Genomic DNA, 17,782 nt, shown 5'->3' on the forward strand with positions numbered 1-17,782 from the left:
AACTTTTGGGTGCAGTCTATTTTTAAGGGCTTTTTCATTTGAAAATACTTATACTAAAAACACTACAATTACTTTATTTTTTTACTTTTGGCTCTGTTAGAATAATTTAAAACTTATCTAAAATTACCAATCAAATCACAACAAAGAACGTTAATCAAATGACAAATTCTCATATTCCTGTCGAACAGACTAAAAGAACTCCAATTGTCGATATCCTTCGCGGATGGGCTTTATTGGGTGTCGCTATTGGCAATTATGTTGGTTTTTTACACATAGGTGTAAAAAAAAAATTCGACCACGGTTTTTTCTCTGAACTACTAATATTCATAAACCGATTCTTTTTAGCGGGTAAATCATGGACGCTTCTTACCGTACTATTTGGTTTTGGCTTTGCTGTTTTAATTGAAAATATTGCGGCAAAAGGTAAAAATCCTATTGCTTTTTTTTCCTGGAGAATGTTGTTACTTCTTGTTTTAGCCTTTATCCATTCGTGTTTCTGGTTTGGGGATATTCTAAGAGATTATGCTGTTTTAGGACTTTTAATGCTATTTTTCTATAAGAGTTCTATAAAAACGCTGACGATTCTTTGCAGTACTATTTTTCTCCTGATTCCATTTATAGTGCCGCACGTGAGTTTGCTTTCAACGGAACGTATCGAGATTCTAAATAATCCGAAATATTTAAAACTTTTTATGTCCGGAAACTGGCTTGATTTTTTTGAATTTAATCTTCTGGCCACTTTTTACGACCAGATTATTATTCCGGGCTTTAAAATTAGTGCACATCTTGTGATGTTGGGCTGTATGTTTTTGGGTGTTCTGCTGTACAAAATCAATTTTTTTAATCGTTTAACTGAATTAAAGAAACTGCTTAAAAACATTTGCTTAGCTACTTTTGTTATTGCTATTGTTTTGAGTGTTGGTCTCTATTTTGCTACTGAAAGTAAGGCTGCTTTTCTGGATTTCTTTGTTCCGGCTTACTGGCTAATTTTAAGTATGATGGTTTTTATTAGCACGGGAATTTGCCTGTTATTTATAAATAACAAACTCAAAACGGTTTTCAACTACTTTAGTTATGGTGGAAAAATGACCTTAACCAATTATATAACACAAAACATATTGGGCGCTCTTATTTTTTCCGGAATTGGTCTGGGAATCACCAATACTATGCCTTACTGGTTTTACTTTTTTTTGGCTCTTTTTATTTTTATCCTTCAGCTTTTTATCAGCAAGTGGTGGTTGTCCAAATTCAATTATGGCCCCATTGAATGGTTATGGCGATCTGCAAGTTACAGAAAGGTTTTTCCCTTTAAGAAAAAAACTTCAGCTGATGTTATTGCCGAAATAAAAATAGTTTAAACCTGATTATTTGAAAAAGAGAAAGCCCTTAAAAAGTTATTTTTAAGGGATTCTTTTTTTAGGCATTCTTTTAGATACTTTATTCATTATTCTACATTAAAAGATTTAGATATACTTTTAATGTCTTTTCGTTTTTCCATTGTATCCAATACAATTTATTATCTTGAGTTATATTTTTCATTTGAAGCCAATCTCCCTGAATTTTCACAACAGTAGTTTCGTCATCATCTTCCCAATTTTTTATGTCAATAGTTTTTCCGCTAATACCGTTACGTGGTGGATTTTTTACTAAATCTTTACTTGAAACACCTAAAACCTGATCCTTCAAAAATTTATTCCAATTGTAAAATATAAAATTCTTAGAAGGCTTTATATAAGCAAAAGTATTATCATCTGTAGCAATTTTATAATATTTACTGTTTTTAGATAAACAGATAAAATATAAAATTACATAATCTGGTTTATTCAAAAGAGGAACGATCGTACTACCAACAATTGCCTTTTTAGTTTTTACTCTACTAAAAGTCGTATCTGTATACAATACAATTGATTCTTCTACATTAACTAATTGAACTAAGCCGATACCGATATTTTGAATGATATGGTCATTCTGATATTCTAACTTATATTTTTTTCCTTGTGAGCTAGAAATACTGAAAACAAGAAGTAAAGTGATATTTATTAAAAGTAGTTTTCTCATGTTTGAATTGTATTCTTAAATGATTTTCTAAAATACCATTTACTTTACCAGCGTTACTATTTTAAGAAGGACTTTGAAGTATTGCATTAATTTTGATACCAATATCTTTCAAACTTTTTTCCTCCTTTAATTCCAAAATTATATGAATTAGGTTCCTCATCACTTATATAATCGGATGGAGCAGGACAATCATATATTATTGTATTTAAAGACTTTTCTATTAATTTACCATGCTCATTTATACTGTAAATAGAACTTATTTCAAAATATTGATCATTTTGTTTACTTATTGAATATTTCCCAATACATATTCCAAATTGCGTCTTATCTGGATCTAATAAAACTTGTGAATAATCTAATCCTTTTGCTATTCTCAAAGTATCTCTTGTTTGAATATTACCTGCTATTCTTTCGTCGATAAATACATATCTAACTCGTTTATTACTTATTTCACTATCTGTTTTTGATTCACATAGTACAAGCTCATCAGTACCGAAATTAGACTCTTCTATAACACCTCCACCTTTTTCAATAAAAAATGGTAACCTTGCATTTAAAAAATTGGCTAATTCAATTGACTCTATATAGTTTAAATTTTTGTATCTATACTTTATATATTCAAAACCAGAAATTTTTTTAAGCGATTTTTCTGTTTCACTTTTATTTTCCTCAATAATATCTTCGCTATCTTTAACTGAATTTTCGACAAAAGGATTTGCTTTCAAATCTATATTATTCTCTTTTTTCTTTGCATCCTCTTTACACGAAATAATCAAAAAAAGCACAAATAACAACATCGCATTTTTCATGTTACTCTAAAATTAATCAGCACTATACGTAATCGTTCTTTTTACAGTATTTTTTATTTCCTCAAGTAACACTGTTGTTACTCCTCCTGCATAATTCATCGTTATTTCTACTTTTTTCAAATTAAAGATCTTATAATCAATATCCATAATTCCATTTTGATTTACACTAACGGTTTCATTGGTAACTGGTAAAACTTTACTCAAATATTTGAAATCTGATTCATCATCACCTGAAATTAATTCGTCATAAATGCTCTTTAAATTTGTATTCTTAAACATGCACTTTTCAATAGTTTCCATGTCATGATTTGTAGTTATGCAATCTTCCTCTTTTACCTGCACATCACTTTCTTCGATATAATAGCTTTTATCATTATGGAAAGCGCATTCAATTACTTGGTTCCAAAGCTTATTATCGAATGTTAGCTTTACAGGATTTTCAATACCCTTTGTGATGTCGAAAAGGCTCTTGTTTTTAGCGTCAAAAATAACCCTACCAACTGTTTTTCCTAATTTATCAATTTTAGGAAATAGACGAAATTTCATTTTAATTCCATCATTTTCTTCAATTTGAACTATCAATTGACCTTTATAAGGAACTCTAATATTAGAACTTTCAACTAATCTAGCAGCAAGTTGAGAACAGCTTGTATTATTTTTTGTGTTTTCAAGTGAGTCTGTTTCTTTTAAAGAACTATTTTCTTTATCTACAGTTTTTTGTGTATCCAAATTGTCTCCTTTTTTACAAGAGAAAGTGATGAAAATCAAAAATAATAAGGCTGCTTTTTTTGTCATGTTTTATTGAAGGTTATTAATTGTGTTTTTAATCTTTTACTTTACTGATTAATAGAAATTTACAAAACGAAAATTAAGATTATACTTTTCATTTTAAAAATGTTCTACTTACCATACTTAATGTTTTTTGGATGCAAAGATTTTTTTTCGTCAATAATTAAGACTTCATCATAAATTCAGTTTCTATTTCTCTATCCTTTTCAAACTTACTATTCTTGTCATTCCAATATTTAATTAAAGCTGATTTTACATAAACTTTATTATTCTTCTTAATAATTTTCAATAGATAATCTCCCTCTGATAAAGATTCAACTAATGTTATATCGTATTGAGATTTTTTAAATTCTTCCGATTTAATATATAAGTTTAATTCATCTCCATTATTATTTACCATACATTCAATTTTACACGCTGGTAAATCTCCCTGGTAAAATATACATTTATTATTTTCTATTTCAATATGATAAGCTTGATAACCTTGCTCATAGTTACCATTATCAAAATTATAATTTCCTTTCCAAGCTTTTAAATCAGTCTTTAATGACTTTACGTTGCTCCAATTTGTAATTTTTAGCTTCTCATAGTTATCATCATCTTCAGTCCCTATTCCTGATATAAATGACGTTCTATATCTATTGTTTTTGCATAAATAAAGTGATTTGACATTTTTATCATTTATTACATAAAAATAAGAGCCTCCATTTATTTTAAGTTTATATTTTTTTGTACCAATAGTCATGTCAGCATCAATCCAGATTGAAGATTCTGTTGTTGTATAATGCAGTTCTCGAGCTCCGCCTTCACCTGTATCACTTAACTCTCCTGACTTTAGAATCTTTTTGATTTTTACGTCATCCAATAAATTCCAGTTCTTACATAAATAATACTCGTAAATATTTTTCTCTTGTGCTTCTATACAATTTTTTGAAACATTGTCAATTATTGTATCCTCATTTTTTGAAATCGATTTTTCACTTGCACTATCCTTGACTGCAGCTATTTTATTATCCCCTTTACAAGAAACGATCAAACAAAATATAAATAATAAACATAAATTTTTCATAACTAATTATTTTAAATATGGTGACATTGCATCATACACAAGTTTTCCTTCTAAATCTGTTTTTGAACATAAATCTTCATGAACTTTTACATCATCTATTGTTAATTTAAAATGATTTAAAAGAAACTTTAACAAGCATGCTATCGACTGTGCTTGCTTATCTGTAACTGGTTCCCAATGATCATGAGGCTTTTTTGATATCAAGGTATTTATTCCATCTTTATCTAAAGACAGCCCACAAGTTTCAATTCCGATACTATTTCCATTTCCCCATCCATTATCAAGAGTATTCTTTTTTCTATTAACTCCCATATGACTTGCCTTTTTGTCAAGTCCTATTGCTTGATACATAGTTCCATCATAATCATTAACAAAATGTGCTCCATATCCCTGAGAACTCATCCAATTTAAAGTCCCTGCTGCTTTACCTCCAGCTGTTCTATGCAATACAATAATTTTGACTTTCTCTGGCATTGCAGTGTTATTACAACTATCAACTTTATTTTTAACAACTTTATCGTTTATAATAAATCCATCAACCACTTCGCCCACTGTACAATTTCCTGAAAAAATAGTATTTGATTCTTTTGTATTTTTACATTCTGAAATGTTTTTATAAGCTATTCCTTCCGTTTTATATTTCTGAACCATTTTTTCAATATCAGATTTAAAGATTTTTCCATCTTTATTTAAATCGAATCCACTATTTTTCAAATACTTGGACACTCTTTTTTCTTTTATTTTCTTGTTTTCAGAAGGCAAGTCTAATTTTGATTCTGCATCAGCAAATACAACATGCTCATCTTTACCACTTGACACAGGAAATAAAACTTGCAAATAAAAATCAACAAATTTTAATTTCTTATTCTTTTGAGATTCAAAATATTTTTTCACATAATCCAATTGCTTCAAATCAGTCATTTGAGCAAATTCTTTAACTCTTGGTAAATTATGCAAATCTTTATTTTTAGAGTTAAAATAATTTGGAACTATTTCAATTGTATGTTTTCCAAAATATTCGTCAGCTCTCTCTGGCATAAATTGAACTAATCCAGTTGCTCCAGATTTTGCTTGATTTGGTACATCTGGTTTAAATGTACCTCCTGTTTCCCAATAAAAAACAGCCATTAAATTATTTGCCATTTCTAGATAATTATCTTTCCATAAATATTTAGAAATTTCAACAACTTTTTTCCTGAATTCACAGCTAACTTTGTTTCCCCAAATAAGATTATATTCCTTACAAACACATGTTCCTGTTTTATTCTTTCCTGCTCCACCAATCCCACCACTTCCAACAAAAACAGCACTTTTATACTCTACTAAACCTTGTAAAGCACTTTTTTTAGTTAAAGCAACTCCTCCTCCAGTTAATTTTCCGTTATACAGAATTTTTCCATCTTTTCCTCTTACGACCGCATACACTAAGCGCATAGGCGATTTGAGACTTACCTGATTCCACTCCAGTTTGATTTTTATCATTCCACTGTCGTCGACGCGCACATTTTTGGCTTCTAAAACAGCTTTATCTTTTTCGTAAATGGTTAGATTTAATTGTTCTTTAGGATCAATTCCTCTTGACTTGGCGTAAAAATAACTTACTTGGTTGTAATCTACATGATAGTGTCTCATTGTACCGTCCTGACTTCCTATATGAGCCGCATAAAGCTCTCTTTTGTCCTGAACATCAAGAAAGTTTTTAGATTCAAATACATTATTTGGGTTACCCAATTTAAGCTTAGGAGCAGTAACTCTCACATACAATTTACCTTGAATTCCTGTTTCTTCTTTTACTTTTGGGCTTAACACAAACGAAATTAGACCACCATCGTAACTCGGTTTGGTAAAAGTCGCTACTCTATCATCGGCACTTGTGGTATCATCATCCCAAACTTCTACTTTTATTTCTTCGCCTAGAAGGTATTCCTGCTTAATCCAGATGTTTATTTTTTGTCCCCAGCTTGCCTTCTGAATCTCAATTCCGTTACTGTCTGTAAAAAGTGTTTCAAGTACCTTCGCTTGCTTCACATCTATACTTAGTGTTTTTCCCGCACGATGGTTAATACTACATTTTACATTTTGCTTTCCGGCAACAACAGGCGTAATCGATATGGTATTTTTATCTACAGTTTTATGCGGAATGGCAAGGTTCCAAACTACTTTCTCTACATCAGTTAACTTTGCAAATACAAAAGAATCGGCTTGTAGCTTTGTGGTTTTACCTACTTTAGGTGCCTCAATATAGCTAAAAGACATTACATCATTGTCTTTTACCTCAAAGCGCCAATCGTCCGGTTCATCGGCTACGCTTTCCGTTCCGTAAGCGTTGGCTTTCATTACAAAAGCTTCTACCACATATTTTCCTTTTACGAGAAATTGATTTCCAGGTATCGTAATACTTTTACCGGTTCCTAAAAGACGCCCGTTTAAGTTCCATTTTACTTCCTGAAATTCTTTATTAATCGCTGTTTCTGCTTTTTCGTCATTAGGAACAAAATAACTAAACGTTCCTTCTGTTACTTTAAAAGACATTGGTGTTCCTGCTCTAATCACCTCAGCATTATTACTTATCGCCGCTACGCTGTTTGATAAGGTCTGACCACTAAAACTTTGTTTTAATACTTCGCCTGAACCTGTTTTATACTCTCCTTTAAAATGATAGGTTGCCTTTGTATTTACAGGTGTAAACGCAACAGAATTATTAACCATTGTTGATTTTAAGACATTTCCTTCTCCATCTGTAACATACAACTTTAAGTTTTTGAGTTCCTCATCTGTTGGGGTCATCAAAAATTTGGCTTGGAAATTGGCAGGGAAATTTTGTCTCAGACGCTTTTTACCCCCAATTACTTTAAAGAAATTTTCTCCATCTATCGGCAAAAGTTCCGCACCTGTAAGCGTATTTTCTACGACCTCGATATCAAGGGAACAATCGGGATAGTTTTTATTGTGAGCGCCTTTTTTAAATTCATCATTCTTTGGCTTTCCGTATCCTTCTACACGGTATTTTCCGGGAGTTGGAAACGTATATTTAAAGCTGGTTCCTATTTGTTCTTCTGCAAATAATCTTTTGTCTTTATCTCCTGTAAAACCATCATAGATAACCCAAGAAGTAAGGTTTACATTTCCTTCGACTATTTTGGCTTCAAAGGTGCATTCTTGTTTTGGGCGTACCGTAACTTTTTTTATGTTGTTTGCTTTCTCTGATGAAACAGGCTTAAAAGCATCGTTATTTTTTAAACTTTTTAAGGTAATGTTCTTAACACTCGGATATCTAATTTCCGGCTCCAGCATTTTCACCCCGGAATTAATCAATGCCATTGACGCAGCATTCGTATTCTCGGCATGTTCTTTCATTACGGCATCGGTTTGCCCATGTTTCGCAATTTTTATTTCACCATTAAATGCGACACATTTTAGTACCGATTTCATGGTAAGCACCTTATTCCCTAAAACTTTGGTTTTCTCATAGGATTTGTCCCATTTAGGACCTGCAGAAAGAGTACAAGGCAAGTAACCACTGGATGAAGGCTGCATTTTGCATTTACCAAATGTAGCTGCCGGCGGATCGAATGTTTTGTCTATTTCTGTTGCAAAATATTTGTCTTTCTCATCATTCAGAATAACTTTTTGATGTGATGTCACTAATAATTTTGCTGTTTTCTTTTCTCCCATTTCGGCCATACTGCACCAGCATTCGGCTTTGTCTACAACGTAGTATTCGCCATCGTGCTCGCTTTTGGCTTCTTCTTTTTTCTCTTCCTCTTTTTCTTCTTCCTCCTCCTTCTCCTCTTCCTTTTTATCTTCGTTTTTCTCCTCTTGCTCTTCTTTTGCTTCACTTGCAGGACTTTCCTCCTGATCTGCACGTTTGGCATTTAGGGAATCAATTTTTTCCTGTGGCGGCGTCAAAAGCGTATTTCCCGCTTCGACATCGGCACCAAGTCCTTTGTTTATTTCGCTGTTTGCATTGTGATAATTACGTAAGTCATAAGAATCACTTATTCCTAATTCTGATGCGATACTATCTAAAGTATCTCCGTTTTTTACTAAGTAGGGAATGGCACTCATTTTTTTATTTATTTATTAATTTAAGTAAGTGAACTGCACACAATCAAAACTTGCGCCTGACTGCTAATTTTTCCTGATAATTAAAATGTGAATTGTTGATTTTGACTTCTGTTTCTGAGAATTCAAAATCTAGTTTGGTATTTATAAATTGAGTTTTGTTTGTAATTGCTGTTGTAATAAATGCTTCTCCTTCTGATTCTTCCTGAAGAAACTTATTTCTGATGCCGTAAGCTGTAATTTGGTCAAAAAGTGCATTGGTGCTATTCGCTTGTCCGCTGTATTGCAGTAGGTTTTGTTCTGAACTAAAAACAGTATTTCCATCACAAAACAAAGTGGTTTCGAGCGGAATAATTTCCCACTGAAACTGATAATCTTCAAACTTTTCTGTTTCCTGAAGGCAAAGCATTATTACTTTCATCAGACCAAAAGAGAAGAAATGCTGCGCCATGGTATAACCATCTTTGCTTACATTTTCTAAAAACTGATTTCGAATATATTGAAAACCGGGACCATCGTGTTTGAAGCGCAATTCAGCGTCTGTTAATTCGATTCGCGCTGCTATTTCATTATAATTGGCCAATGAAAAAGAACCGTCTATTACATCAAATAAAACCGGAAACAAGGCTTTATTGTACTCGTAAGCTACACTTTCGAATTTAGTTTCGATCTCTTTGTCGTTTACTTTAAAGTCGTTTCGCTTTACTTCTATTCTAAAGTTGTTGCTTTTTACCTGCTTGAAAGCTGCCTCGTAAGTACTTGTTGCTGCTGACTTCTTTTCGAATAAATCAAAATTGATTGCATGCGTAACGCTAAATTTGTAACTGACATTTGGTTCCATTTGATTGCTTCTGATTCAGGCGCTAAAAATATAAAATTATGTCAATAATTAGTAGTATTTGTTTTATTATATTGTTCTTTAATCAAAAATAAAACACAACGTATTGATAGTGAAACTTTTACAAAATATTTTAATCCATTTATTATACAATTGTCACCACTTGATAAGCCTATAATTTATTGCAATTCTTTTAATTCTGATTTTTAATGTTTTAGAAAAACGAATGTTAATTGTTTGTTTAGCAAGGAAGACAAAATTTACTGCTACAAAACAATTCATTCCTTCAAAACTTTTTACGGCTATATAAAAGAAGAGTTTTGACCTTTACACTTAAATTAAGACATAAAAAAAAATCCAAAATCAGCTATACGCTAACTTTGGATTTTTTCAATAATTTAGATTGTGAAATTTTACTTCACTTCAAAAACATTATTGGCAGGTTTTACATCAGCCATTAGTCCGCTTGGATCAATTGTGATTTTTTTGATTGCTGTTTTGTTTTTATCTATTGTAAAATTATAGTTGGATTGTCCCCAAGCCCAATCGTCAAGAACGGTTCTTTTTGCATTAGCATCCGGATTTGGTTTGATGAAATTCATCATTCGCAACGGAATATAGAAATTCTCCGAAGTTCCGTCTGTGTAGGCAACTGTAATGTCTATTGGCATTGGCATTCTTCCAATTCTTTCTAAATTGATTGTTGTTTTTCCTGCATTGTCTGCAACTTCTTTGATTCCGTAATCAATTGTATTCGTAGTTTGTGTCCAATCGATCAAATACCAATCTAATTCAGCTCCGGAAACTCTTTCTGCTGTTCTTTTGATGTCATTTGGTGTTGGATGTTTGAATTTAAAATCGTTGTAATATCTTTTTAATGTTGCTTCAACGTTCTCTTTTCCAATTACATATTCTAACTGTGATAAAAAGATACTTCCTTTTATATAAGCAGAGATACTGTAAGGTCTGTTTTCGTCGTAACGATCACCGTGAGTTCCTTGTGGCTGCTCTTTTCCGGATTGTACTAAATTATAATAAGCAGCATAATTTCCTTTAAAGGGATTTGCTTCTTTTTTGTCTCCTTTTAATTCGTTCAAAGCACTGTCTTCGATGTACGTTGTAAAACCTTCATCCATCCAAGGGTGTTTTGATTCATTTGAAGCTAAAATATGTTGAAACCAGGAATGTCCTAATTCATGCGTTGCAGTTCCTAGAATTCCCTGAAGTGTTCCATTTCCTAACATCAAAGTACACATAGCATACTCCATTCCGCCATCTCCTCCCTGAATGAAAGAGTATTGTTTGTACGGATAGGCTCCAACGGCACGATTGTAATAATCCATTACCTTAACCATTAAAGGCTCTAACTGTTTCCAGTTTTCTGTTGTTTTTGGATTGTTTTTGTAAAAGAAATGCAAGTCAACATCATTTGGCCCTTTTACGATATCGTGTGTGTATTCTTTATCAGCAGCCCAGGTAAAATCATGTACATTTGGCGCAATAAAGTGCCATGTCAGTGTTTTTGATTTTTTAGGATAAGTAACCGTTACACCAGCATCTTCATAACCATGACCAATTGCATTTTTGTCCTGCAAATATCCTGAACCTCCGATAGTGTATTCTTTATCAATTGTAATTTTTACATCAAAATTTCCCCAAACACCATGAAATTCTCTTGCAATATAAGGATCTGCATGCCAGCCTTCGAAATCAAATTCAGCTAATTTTGGATACCATTGTGACATAGACAATTCAACTCCTTCTGAATTATTACGTCCTGAACGACGAATCTGAACCGGAACTTGTCCGTCAAAATCTAACGTAAAAGTCGATTTAGAATTTGGTAAAATAGGTTTAGCCAACGTTACTTCGAAAGTAGTACCGGAAACTCTGGTTTGAGCCGCTACACCATCTTGTTTAAAATTGGTGATTTTTAAGAATCCAATTTCGTTTGGTTTTAAAGTTTCGATTCGGCTTTGTTTAATATCTTTACCATCGGCACCTTTTGTTTTGGTAACCATTCTTCCATCCGGATCTTTAATGGTATGCAAACGTCCGTCCATTTCGCTTCCCGGCTGAAAAGCATTTGGAAATAAATGGTAAAATACCTTTCTTAAAGTATCAGGAGAATTATTGGTGTACACCAACTCTTGTTTTCCTTTGTATTGATAATTTTTTACATCCATTGCAACCTCCATTTTATAATCGGCATGTTGTTGCCAATACGGAGCGTTTTGTGCCCAAGCCGCGTTTAAACCGAAACTCAGGAAAGAAAGTAGAATAATTTTTTGCATCTGTTGTATAATAAAAAATGGAAGAGTTTCCACTCTTCCATTGGATTAGTCTTTAAAATATTACTTCTTAGATAACTTTTCAGCCATTAATAATGCATTGTAAGCATTTACCATTTTACCGGTTACAGAACTTTCTTTTGCCGATTTTGATTCATGATTTTCACCCAAAGCTACTGTTGCAGGAAGTGCTACACCAGAATCCATTAAGATACGTTTTACCTGAGACGCTTTTAATTTTGGATAATAAGAACGAACTAAAGCTGCAACTCCGGCCGCATTTGGCGCTGCCATTGAAGTACCTTGTAAATATTTGTATTTATTGTTTGGAATTGTTGCGTAAATTTCTTCTCCCGGAGCAAAAACGTCTACATTTATTTTTCCGAAATTCGAGAATTCTGCGATTACATTTTCTCCATAAACTTTGTTGATAGCACCAATAGTAATTACGTTATCTGCAAATTCTTTGATGTTATCTTCTGAATCATTTGGATAGTTGATGTTTTTAGTTTCATCAATATTGTAACCGTCATTACCTGCAGCATGAACAATTAAAACATCTTTTTTAGCTGCATATTTTATAGCTTCATAAACCCATTTCTTGTTTGGAGAAAAGCTTTTTCCAAAACTTCCGTTGATGATTTTTGCTCCGTTATCTACTGCATAACGAATAGCTAACGCGATATCTTTATCGTACTCATCTCCATCAGGTACAGCTCTAACAGTTAGAATCTCAACATTGTTGGCAACTCCGTCTCCTCCAAAATTATTGCCACGAACCTGAGCAATGATTCCCGCAACGTGTGTTCCGTGAAGTGCTTTCTCTTTATCCGGGCCAAAAACAATATTATTACCGTATTTAACGTCTTTTATGTCGTCCGGATTGTCTCCTACCGCTGTTCTTCCGTTAAATTCTTTATTTAAATTGTAATTCAATTGATCGTAAACCTGTTCTCTGTATTCTTCAAAATCAGCCTCAGGATCAAAAGTTGGACCCGCATTGGTAAAAATCTGATTCATGATGTTTACACTTTGCGCTACTTTTGGATCAGTAGAAGTAATAGCCGTTAAATCTTCAACTTTATAAGTTGTTTTGTTAAGTTCTTTTTTGATTGTATTATGAACTTCTAACAAAAAGTCTACTTGTTGTTTGTCTTTTAGCGCCTTTTCGTATTTTTCATTGTATTGCGCTAAAGCATTTTTATACTCAGCAGATCCATCGTCTACTTTTTTAATAATACGCGTCATTTCCAGATTTTCTGCAACAGCAGTTCCAAGAAAATTCCATCCGTGAACATCATCAATAAAACCGTTTTTATCGTCATCGATTCCGTTACCCGCAATTTCTTTAGGATTAGTCCAGATCATTCCTTTTAAATCGTCGTGCTCGATATCTACACCAGAGTCTACGATACCTACGATTACTTTTTTACCTGTTTTTCCCTGAAGTAATTCAGCATAAGCTCTGTCAACACTCATTCCTGGAATAGTATCTTTTACCAAATCCAGATGACTCCATCTTTGTAATTCGTTTTCAGAAAGTGGGGCTTTTTTTACGGTAACCGAAGGAACCGTGATAATAGCTTTAGAAGGCGCAACTTGTGCCTGTACAGTTGCAGTACTGGCTAAAGCAAGTAATACCCAAGCAGATAAAGTAAAAGGTTTTATATAATTCATGTATGCTGTTTTTTAAAATAAGTTAAATCGTGCGACTAAATTATGATATTTTGTTACAAAAAGCTAACCATTAACACTGTGTTATGAATTATTGCTTTCCAAGTACAATTTCAATCTTACAAATAGAAGTATTTTTCCACGAATTATTTACAGCTTCTGAACTAAAAATAATACAAAATCAACTCTCTCATTTTCAGTATAAAAAATTGTACTTCAAAACAAAATTAATACGTCTTTCCGTAATAAAAAATCAGTTTCAATTTGTATACTTGCACCACTAAATCAATCAAATTTAATCTATGAAAACAAAACTACTTTTATTGCTATTATTAGCTAATTTTTCTTTTTATGCACAAACCAATTTAGTTCCGAATGGGGATTTTGAAAGTTGGTCTTCATCCACTCCAACAAATTGGTTTCGCTCTTTTAGCGGTTTCGTTAGTGAGAGTAATGTTGCTCAAAGTGGTTCTTCAAGCACAAAAATGCGAATTACCGGCTCTGCAAATTATATAAACTCCGCGTATTTTCAAGCACAAGCTGGCAAAACATATCGTGTAACGGTTTACCATAGAGTTGCTTCCGGTACACTTACGAATATAGAATTAAGTCTATACCACAAACCGTCTACCTTTAAATCTGAATTAGTAAAAAAGGATGACGCCATTTTTTCTTCAACGACATGGAGAAAACTAGAATTTGAATACACTACAACAGTTACAGAAGAAATTGAAGTAGATATTTGGGCTACGGGAGTAACAAATTCTGAAATTTTACTTGATAATGTTTCTGTTGTTGATATTAACGAGCCTGTATACACATCCATTCCTGATGTTAATTTTGAAAGTAAATTAATAGCTGAAGGTCTCGATTCAGGATCTCCAGACGGAAAAGTATTAACTGCTAATATCGCTGCAGTAATAAGCTTAGACCTTGAAAATTCGAATATAGCAGACTTAACTGGTATTCAAGATTTTCTAGCTTTAGATAATTTATTCATTCGTAAAAACAAGCTAACAACTATAGATTTATCCAAAAACACTAAGCTAACATATTTAAACATTAGCGAAAATCAATTAACAAGTTTAAACATTAATGCTAATATTCTTTTGGAGGATTTAGATTGTCAAGAAAACAATTTAACGAGCCTAAATGTTTCAAGTAATACTAAATTGAAAAACTTGAATGTTGACGATAATCAGTTAATTTCTTTAAATATTTCTAATAATACCGCTCTTGAATCTTTATATTGTAGTATAAATAAAATAGCAAACTTAAATGTTGACAACAATATTGCACTGTTAGAATTATCAAGTAGTAATAATTTATTGACCTCTTTAAATGTATCAAAAAACATTTATTTGAGATCTTTAGTATTTACAAACAATCAAATCAGTACTATAAATGTTTCTAATAATACAGTGCTTAATGAATTGATGTTTCATAACAACAAGATAAAAACCATTGACATTTCAAATAATCCAGAATTAATATATCTAATTGCTTCATCAAATGAATTAAAAAGTATTGATATTTCAAAAAACCCACAAATATCTGAATTAGTGTGCGATAAGAATCAATTAACTTATCTGAATTTGAAAAATGGAAATAATACAAATTTTGATCTTTTCTATTCTAGTTTTAAAGACAATCCAAATTTAACTTGTATCGTAGTTGATGATGTTGCATATTCTAATGCAAATTGGGCAGGATTGAAAGATGCGACTGCTTCTTATTCTACAGCTTGTACATTAGGTCTTGAAACTTCTGTTTTTGATAAAGTAGCGTTATATCCAAACCCAACAAGAGGAGATGTTACAATTACTAATCTATCTTTAAGCAAAGCAACAGTTTACAATTCAGTTGGACAATTGGTAAAATCTTTTACTTTAGATATTGCTAATACAAACAATACAATTAGTTTATCTGGTTTACCAAAAGGAATCTATTATGTGTATTTAATCAATCAAGATGCTGCTTCTGCAAAGAAGGTGATTGTGGAGTAAATAGATAGTACATTCAATTATAATTAAGGAGTCCCATTTTCATTTATTTGGAAATGGGACTTTTTCTTTTGTTTCAAATAGTTAAAACATAACACTTTTGATTGTCAGAAAATAATTTGCAATTCGTATCATTGCACTTCCAAAAAACAAACATTCTTATATGAGAACAAAACTACTTTTATTGCTATTATTAGCTAATTTTTCTATTTCTACTTACGGACAAAGAAATTTACTCTCAAATGGTGATTTCGAAACATGGTCGGAATCTAAACCAGAGGGATGGTTTATATTTTATAATAATATTTTTCAAAGTTCAATTGCTCAAAATGGTTCATTTAGTGCAAAAATGCAAATTCTTCATCCCGAAGATCAACTTCGTGGCTTGGAATTTCCTTCAGTAGAAATAAACAAAACCTATCGTGTAACAATGTATTATAAAGTTGCTTCCGGATCTATGCGCAACCTTTCGATAGGCTTATACAATTCTGGAATTGAACTAATAAGAAACAATACTGTAGACTTTTCCTCATCTGAATGGAAAAAAATAGAACTTGAATATACCAATACAGCTGCAGAATACTTTCAAATAATAATTAATGCATCAGGAGTTATAAATTCTGAAATTTTAATCGATAATATTTCTATAGTTGATATAAATGAAGATCCCCTAAAAACAGTATCAATTCCCGATATCAATTTCGAAAAAAAACTAATCTCCTTAGGAATTGATTCAGGAATTCCAGATGGAAAAGTATTAAACATTAATGTAGACAGAATTAATCATTTAGATATTAGTGAATCCTCTATAACAGACTTAACAGGGATAGAAGCATTTAAAGGCTTACGATCATTAGACATAAGCATAAATAACCTAACAATATTAGATTTGTCTCAAAACAAAAAAATAAATTCCCTAATTGTTAACAATAACGAACTAACAAATTTAGATCTATCTCAAAACAGAAGTATTATTTCTCTACATGTCAACAATAATAAATTAAAAGATTTAGATTTATCATCAAATATTCATTTATACTCATTAATTGCATACGATAATGAGTTAACAAATGTGAATTTGACCAAAAGTATAGAATTAAAAACTCTATGGATTGACAATAATAAGTTAACAAGTTTAGACATTACAGCGAATACGTCTTTAAATCAATTAAATTGTGGTCAAAATAAGTTGACTGATTTGGATATTTCTAACAATATTGATTTAGAATATTTAGATGTTTATAGCAATTATTTAACATCCCTAAATGTTACAAAAAACACTTCTTTAAAAAGTATTGATTGTTATAAGAACCAATTAACAAGTTTAAATACTGATAATAATATAATTTTAGAATCTTTAGATTGTAGTAGCAATGCTCTTAGTACTATTGATGTTAAAAACAATCCAGAGTTAGTATATTTAAATATTGGCGTTAATAATATAAAAGAAGTAGATGTTACACAACAAACTAAGTTGGATATTTTTTACTGTTTTAAAAATCAGATCAAAAGTCTGAATCTTTCTCAAAATAAATTACTTACCAGCTTTGCGTGTCAACAAAACCAATTAACTTCTCTTGATTTTTCTCACAACCCTGAACTTATCTGGTTTGATTGCTCAAAAAATCAAATTACAAGTCTTGATATTTCTAAAAATCCTAAAGTTAATGAAATAGGTTGCGATGATAACAAATTAACCTATCTCAATTTAAGAAACGGAAACAACACCAATTTCAATGTAAAAAGATATTACATTACTTTCATTAACAATCCAGATCTAACATGCATATTAGTCGATGATGCGGCTTATTCTACTGCAAATTGGTCAGAAGCAAAAGATGCTCATGCTTCCTACTCTACAACATGCACATTAGGTCTTGAAACTTCTGTTTTTGATAAAGTAGCGTTATATCCAAACCCAACAAAAGGAAATGTAACGATTACTAATCTGTCTTTAAACAAAGCAACAGTATACAACTCTACAGGTCAATTGGTGAAATCATTCACTTTAGACACTGCTAATACAAGCAATACAATTAGTTTATCAGGTTTACCTAAAGGAATTTATTATGTGTATCTAATCAATCAGAATGCTGCTTCTGCAAAGAAGGTTATTGTGGAATAAATAGTACATTCAATTATAATTAAGAAGTCCCATTTTCATTTATTTGGAAATGGGACTTCTT

At 31.7% G+C, this 17,782-nt stretch carries 11 protein-coding genes; 3 read left to right on the plus strand and 8 right to left on the minus strand.

Annotation, left to right across the window (positions count from 1 at the left end):
• Positions 1–158 precede the first annotated feature (158 nt).
• Positions 159–1,358, plus strand: coding sequence for a DUF418 domain-containing protein (locus tag B0A66_RS21375; RefSeq protein ID WP_089051879.1), 1,200 nt, complete (start codon positions 159–161; stop codon positions 1,356–1,358).
• 91 nt (positions 1,359–1,449) lie between these two features.
• Here the strand turns inward: B0A66_RS21375 and B0A66_RS21380 are convergent, their stop codons facing one another.
• The 8 genes from B0A66_RS21380 to B0A66_RS21415 form a co-directional block, all read right to left on the minus strand.
• The gene (locus B0A66_RS21380; RefSeq protein WP_089051880.1) at positions 1,450–2,058 is read right to left on the minus strand and encodes a hypothetical protein; all 609 of its coding nucleotides are present in this window, start codon (positions 2,056–2,058) and stop codon (positions 1,450–1,452) included.
• Positions 2,059–2,144: 86 nt separating this feature from the next.
• Positions 2,145–2,867, minus strand: a complete 723-nt coding sequence (locus B0A66_RS21385; protein WP_089051881.1) for a hypothetical protein — start codon at positions 2,865–2,867, stop codon at positions 2,145–2,147.
• 12 nt (positions 2,868–2,879) lie between these two features.
• Positions 2,880–3,662 carry a hypothetical protein gene (locus B0A66_RS21390; protein ID WP_089051882.1) on the minus strand — a complete coding sequence of 261 codons (783 nt, stop codon included), beginning with the start codon at positions 3,660–3,662 and terminating at the stop codon, positions 2,880–2,882.
• Between the two features lie 157 nt (positions 3,663–3,819).
• A complete protein-coding gene (locus tag B0A66_RS21395; protein WP_089051883.1) occupies positions 3,820–4,725 on the minus strand; it encodes a hypothetical protein in 906 nt (301 codons plus the stop codon).
• A 6-nt stretch (positions 4,726–4,731) separates the two neighbouring features.
• Positions 4,732–8,793 carry an N-acetylmuramoyl-L-alanine amidase gene (locus tag B0A66_RS21400; RefSeq protein ID WP_089051884.1) on the minus strand — a complete coding sequence of 1,354 codons (4,062 nt, stop codon included), beginning with the start codon at positions 8,791–8,793 and terminating at the stop codon, positions 4,732–4,734.
• Between the two features lie 43 nt (positions 8,794–8,836).
• Positions 8,837–9,631, minus strand: coding sequence for a hypothetical protein (locus tag B0A66_RS21405; protein WP_089051885.1), 795 nt, complete (start codon positions 9,629–9,631; stop codon positions 8,837–8,839).
• A gap of 410 nt (positions 9,632–10,041) precedes the next feature.
• Positions 10,042–11,922, minus strand: coding sequence for a M1 family metallopeptidase (locus tag B0A66_RS21410; RefSeq protein ID WP_089051886.1), 1,881 nt, complete (start codon positions 11,920–11,922; stop codon positions 10,042–10,044).
• Positions 11,923–11,982: 60 nt separating this feature from the next.
• Positions 11,983–13,596: a S8 family peptidase gene (locus B0A66_RS21415; protein WP_089051887.1), complete on the minus strand. Its 1,614-nt coding sequence runs from the start codon at positions 13,594–13,596 to the stop codon at positions 11,983–11,985.
• Between the two features lie 299 nt (positions 13,597–13,895).
• Here B0A66_RS21415 and B0A66_RS21420 point away from each other — a divergent pair, with 299 nt between their 5' ends.
• The gene (locus B0A66_RS21420) at positions 13,896–15,599 is read left to right on the plus strand and encodes a T9SS type A sorting domain-containing protein (RefSeq protein WP_089051888.1); all 1,704 of its coding nucleotides are present in this window, start codon (positions 13,896–13,898) and stop codon (positions 15,597–15,599) included.
• A 160-nt stretch (positions 15,600–15,759) separates the two neighbouring features.
• The gene (locus B0A66_RS21425) at positions 15,760–17,721 is read left to right on the plus strand and encodes a T9SS type A sorting domain-containing protein (protein ID WP_089051889.1); all 1,962 of its coding nucleotides are present in this window, start codon (positions 15,760–15,762) and stop codon (positions 17,719–17,721) included.
• Positions 17,722–17,782: the final 61 nt, after the last annotated feature.

It is taken from the genome of Flavobacterium hercynium (genome assembly GCF_002217285.1).
Classification (GTDB): domain Bacteria; phylum Bacteroidota; class Bacteroidia; order Flavobacteriales; family Flavobacteriaceae; genus Flavobacterium; species Flavobacterium hercynium.

Bases quoted from the DNA above. Each gene is read 5' to 3' on its own strand.
- B0A66_RS21375 (WP_089051879.1), top strand. From the start codon at position 159: ATGACAAATTCTCATATTCCTGTCGAACAGACTAAAAGAACTCCAATT.
- B0A66_RS21380 (WP_089051880.1), bottom strand. From the start codon at position 2,058: ATGAGAAAACTACTTTTAATAAATATCACTTTACTTCTTGTTTTCAGT.
- B0A66_RS21385 (WP_089051881.1), bottom strand. From the start codon at position 2,867: ATGAAAAATGCGATGTTGTTATTTGTGCTTTTTTTGATTATTTCGTGT.
- B0A66_RS21390 (WP_089051882.1), bottom strand. From the start codon at position 3,662: ATGACAAAAAAAGCAGCCTTATTATTTTTGATTTTCATCACTTTCTCT.
- B0A66_RS21395 (WP_089051883.1), bottom strand. From the start codon at position 4,725: ATGAAAAATTTATGTTTATTATTTATATTTTGTTTGATCGTTTCTTGT.
- B0A66_RS21400 (WP_089051884.1), bottom strand. From the start codon at position 8,793: ATGAGTGCCATTCCCTACTTAGTAAAAAACGGAGATACTTTAGATAGT.
- B0A66_RS21405 (WP_089051885.1), bottom strand. From the start codon at position 9,631: ATGGAACCAAATGTCAGTTACAAATTTAGCGTTACGCATGCAATCAAT.
- B0A66_RS21410 (WP_089051886.1), bottom strand. From the start codon at position 11,922: ATGCAAAAAATTATTCTACTTTCTTTCCTGAGTTTCGGTTTAAACGCG.
- B0A66_RS21415 (WP_089051887.1), bottom strand. From the start codon at position 13,596: ATGAATTATATAAAACCTTTTACTTTATCTGCTTGGGTATTACTTGCT.
- B0A66_RS21420 (WP_089051888.1), top strand. From the start codon at position 13,896: ATGAAAACAAAACTACTTTTATTGCTATTATTAGCTAATTTTTCTTTT.
- B0A66_RS21425 (WP_089051889.1), top strand. From the start codon at position 15,760: ATGAGAACAAAACTACTTTTATTGCTATTATTAGCTAATTTTTCTATT.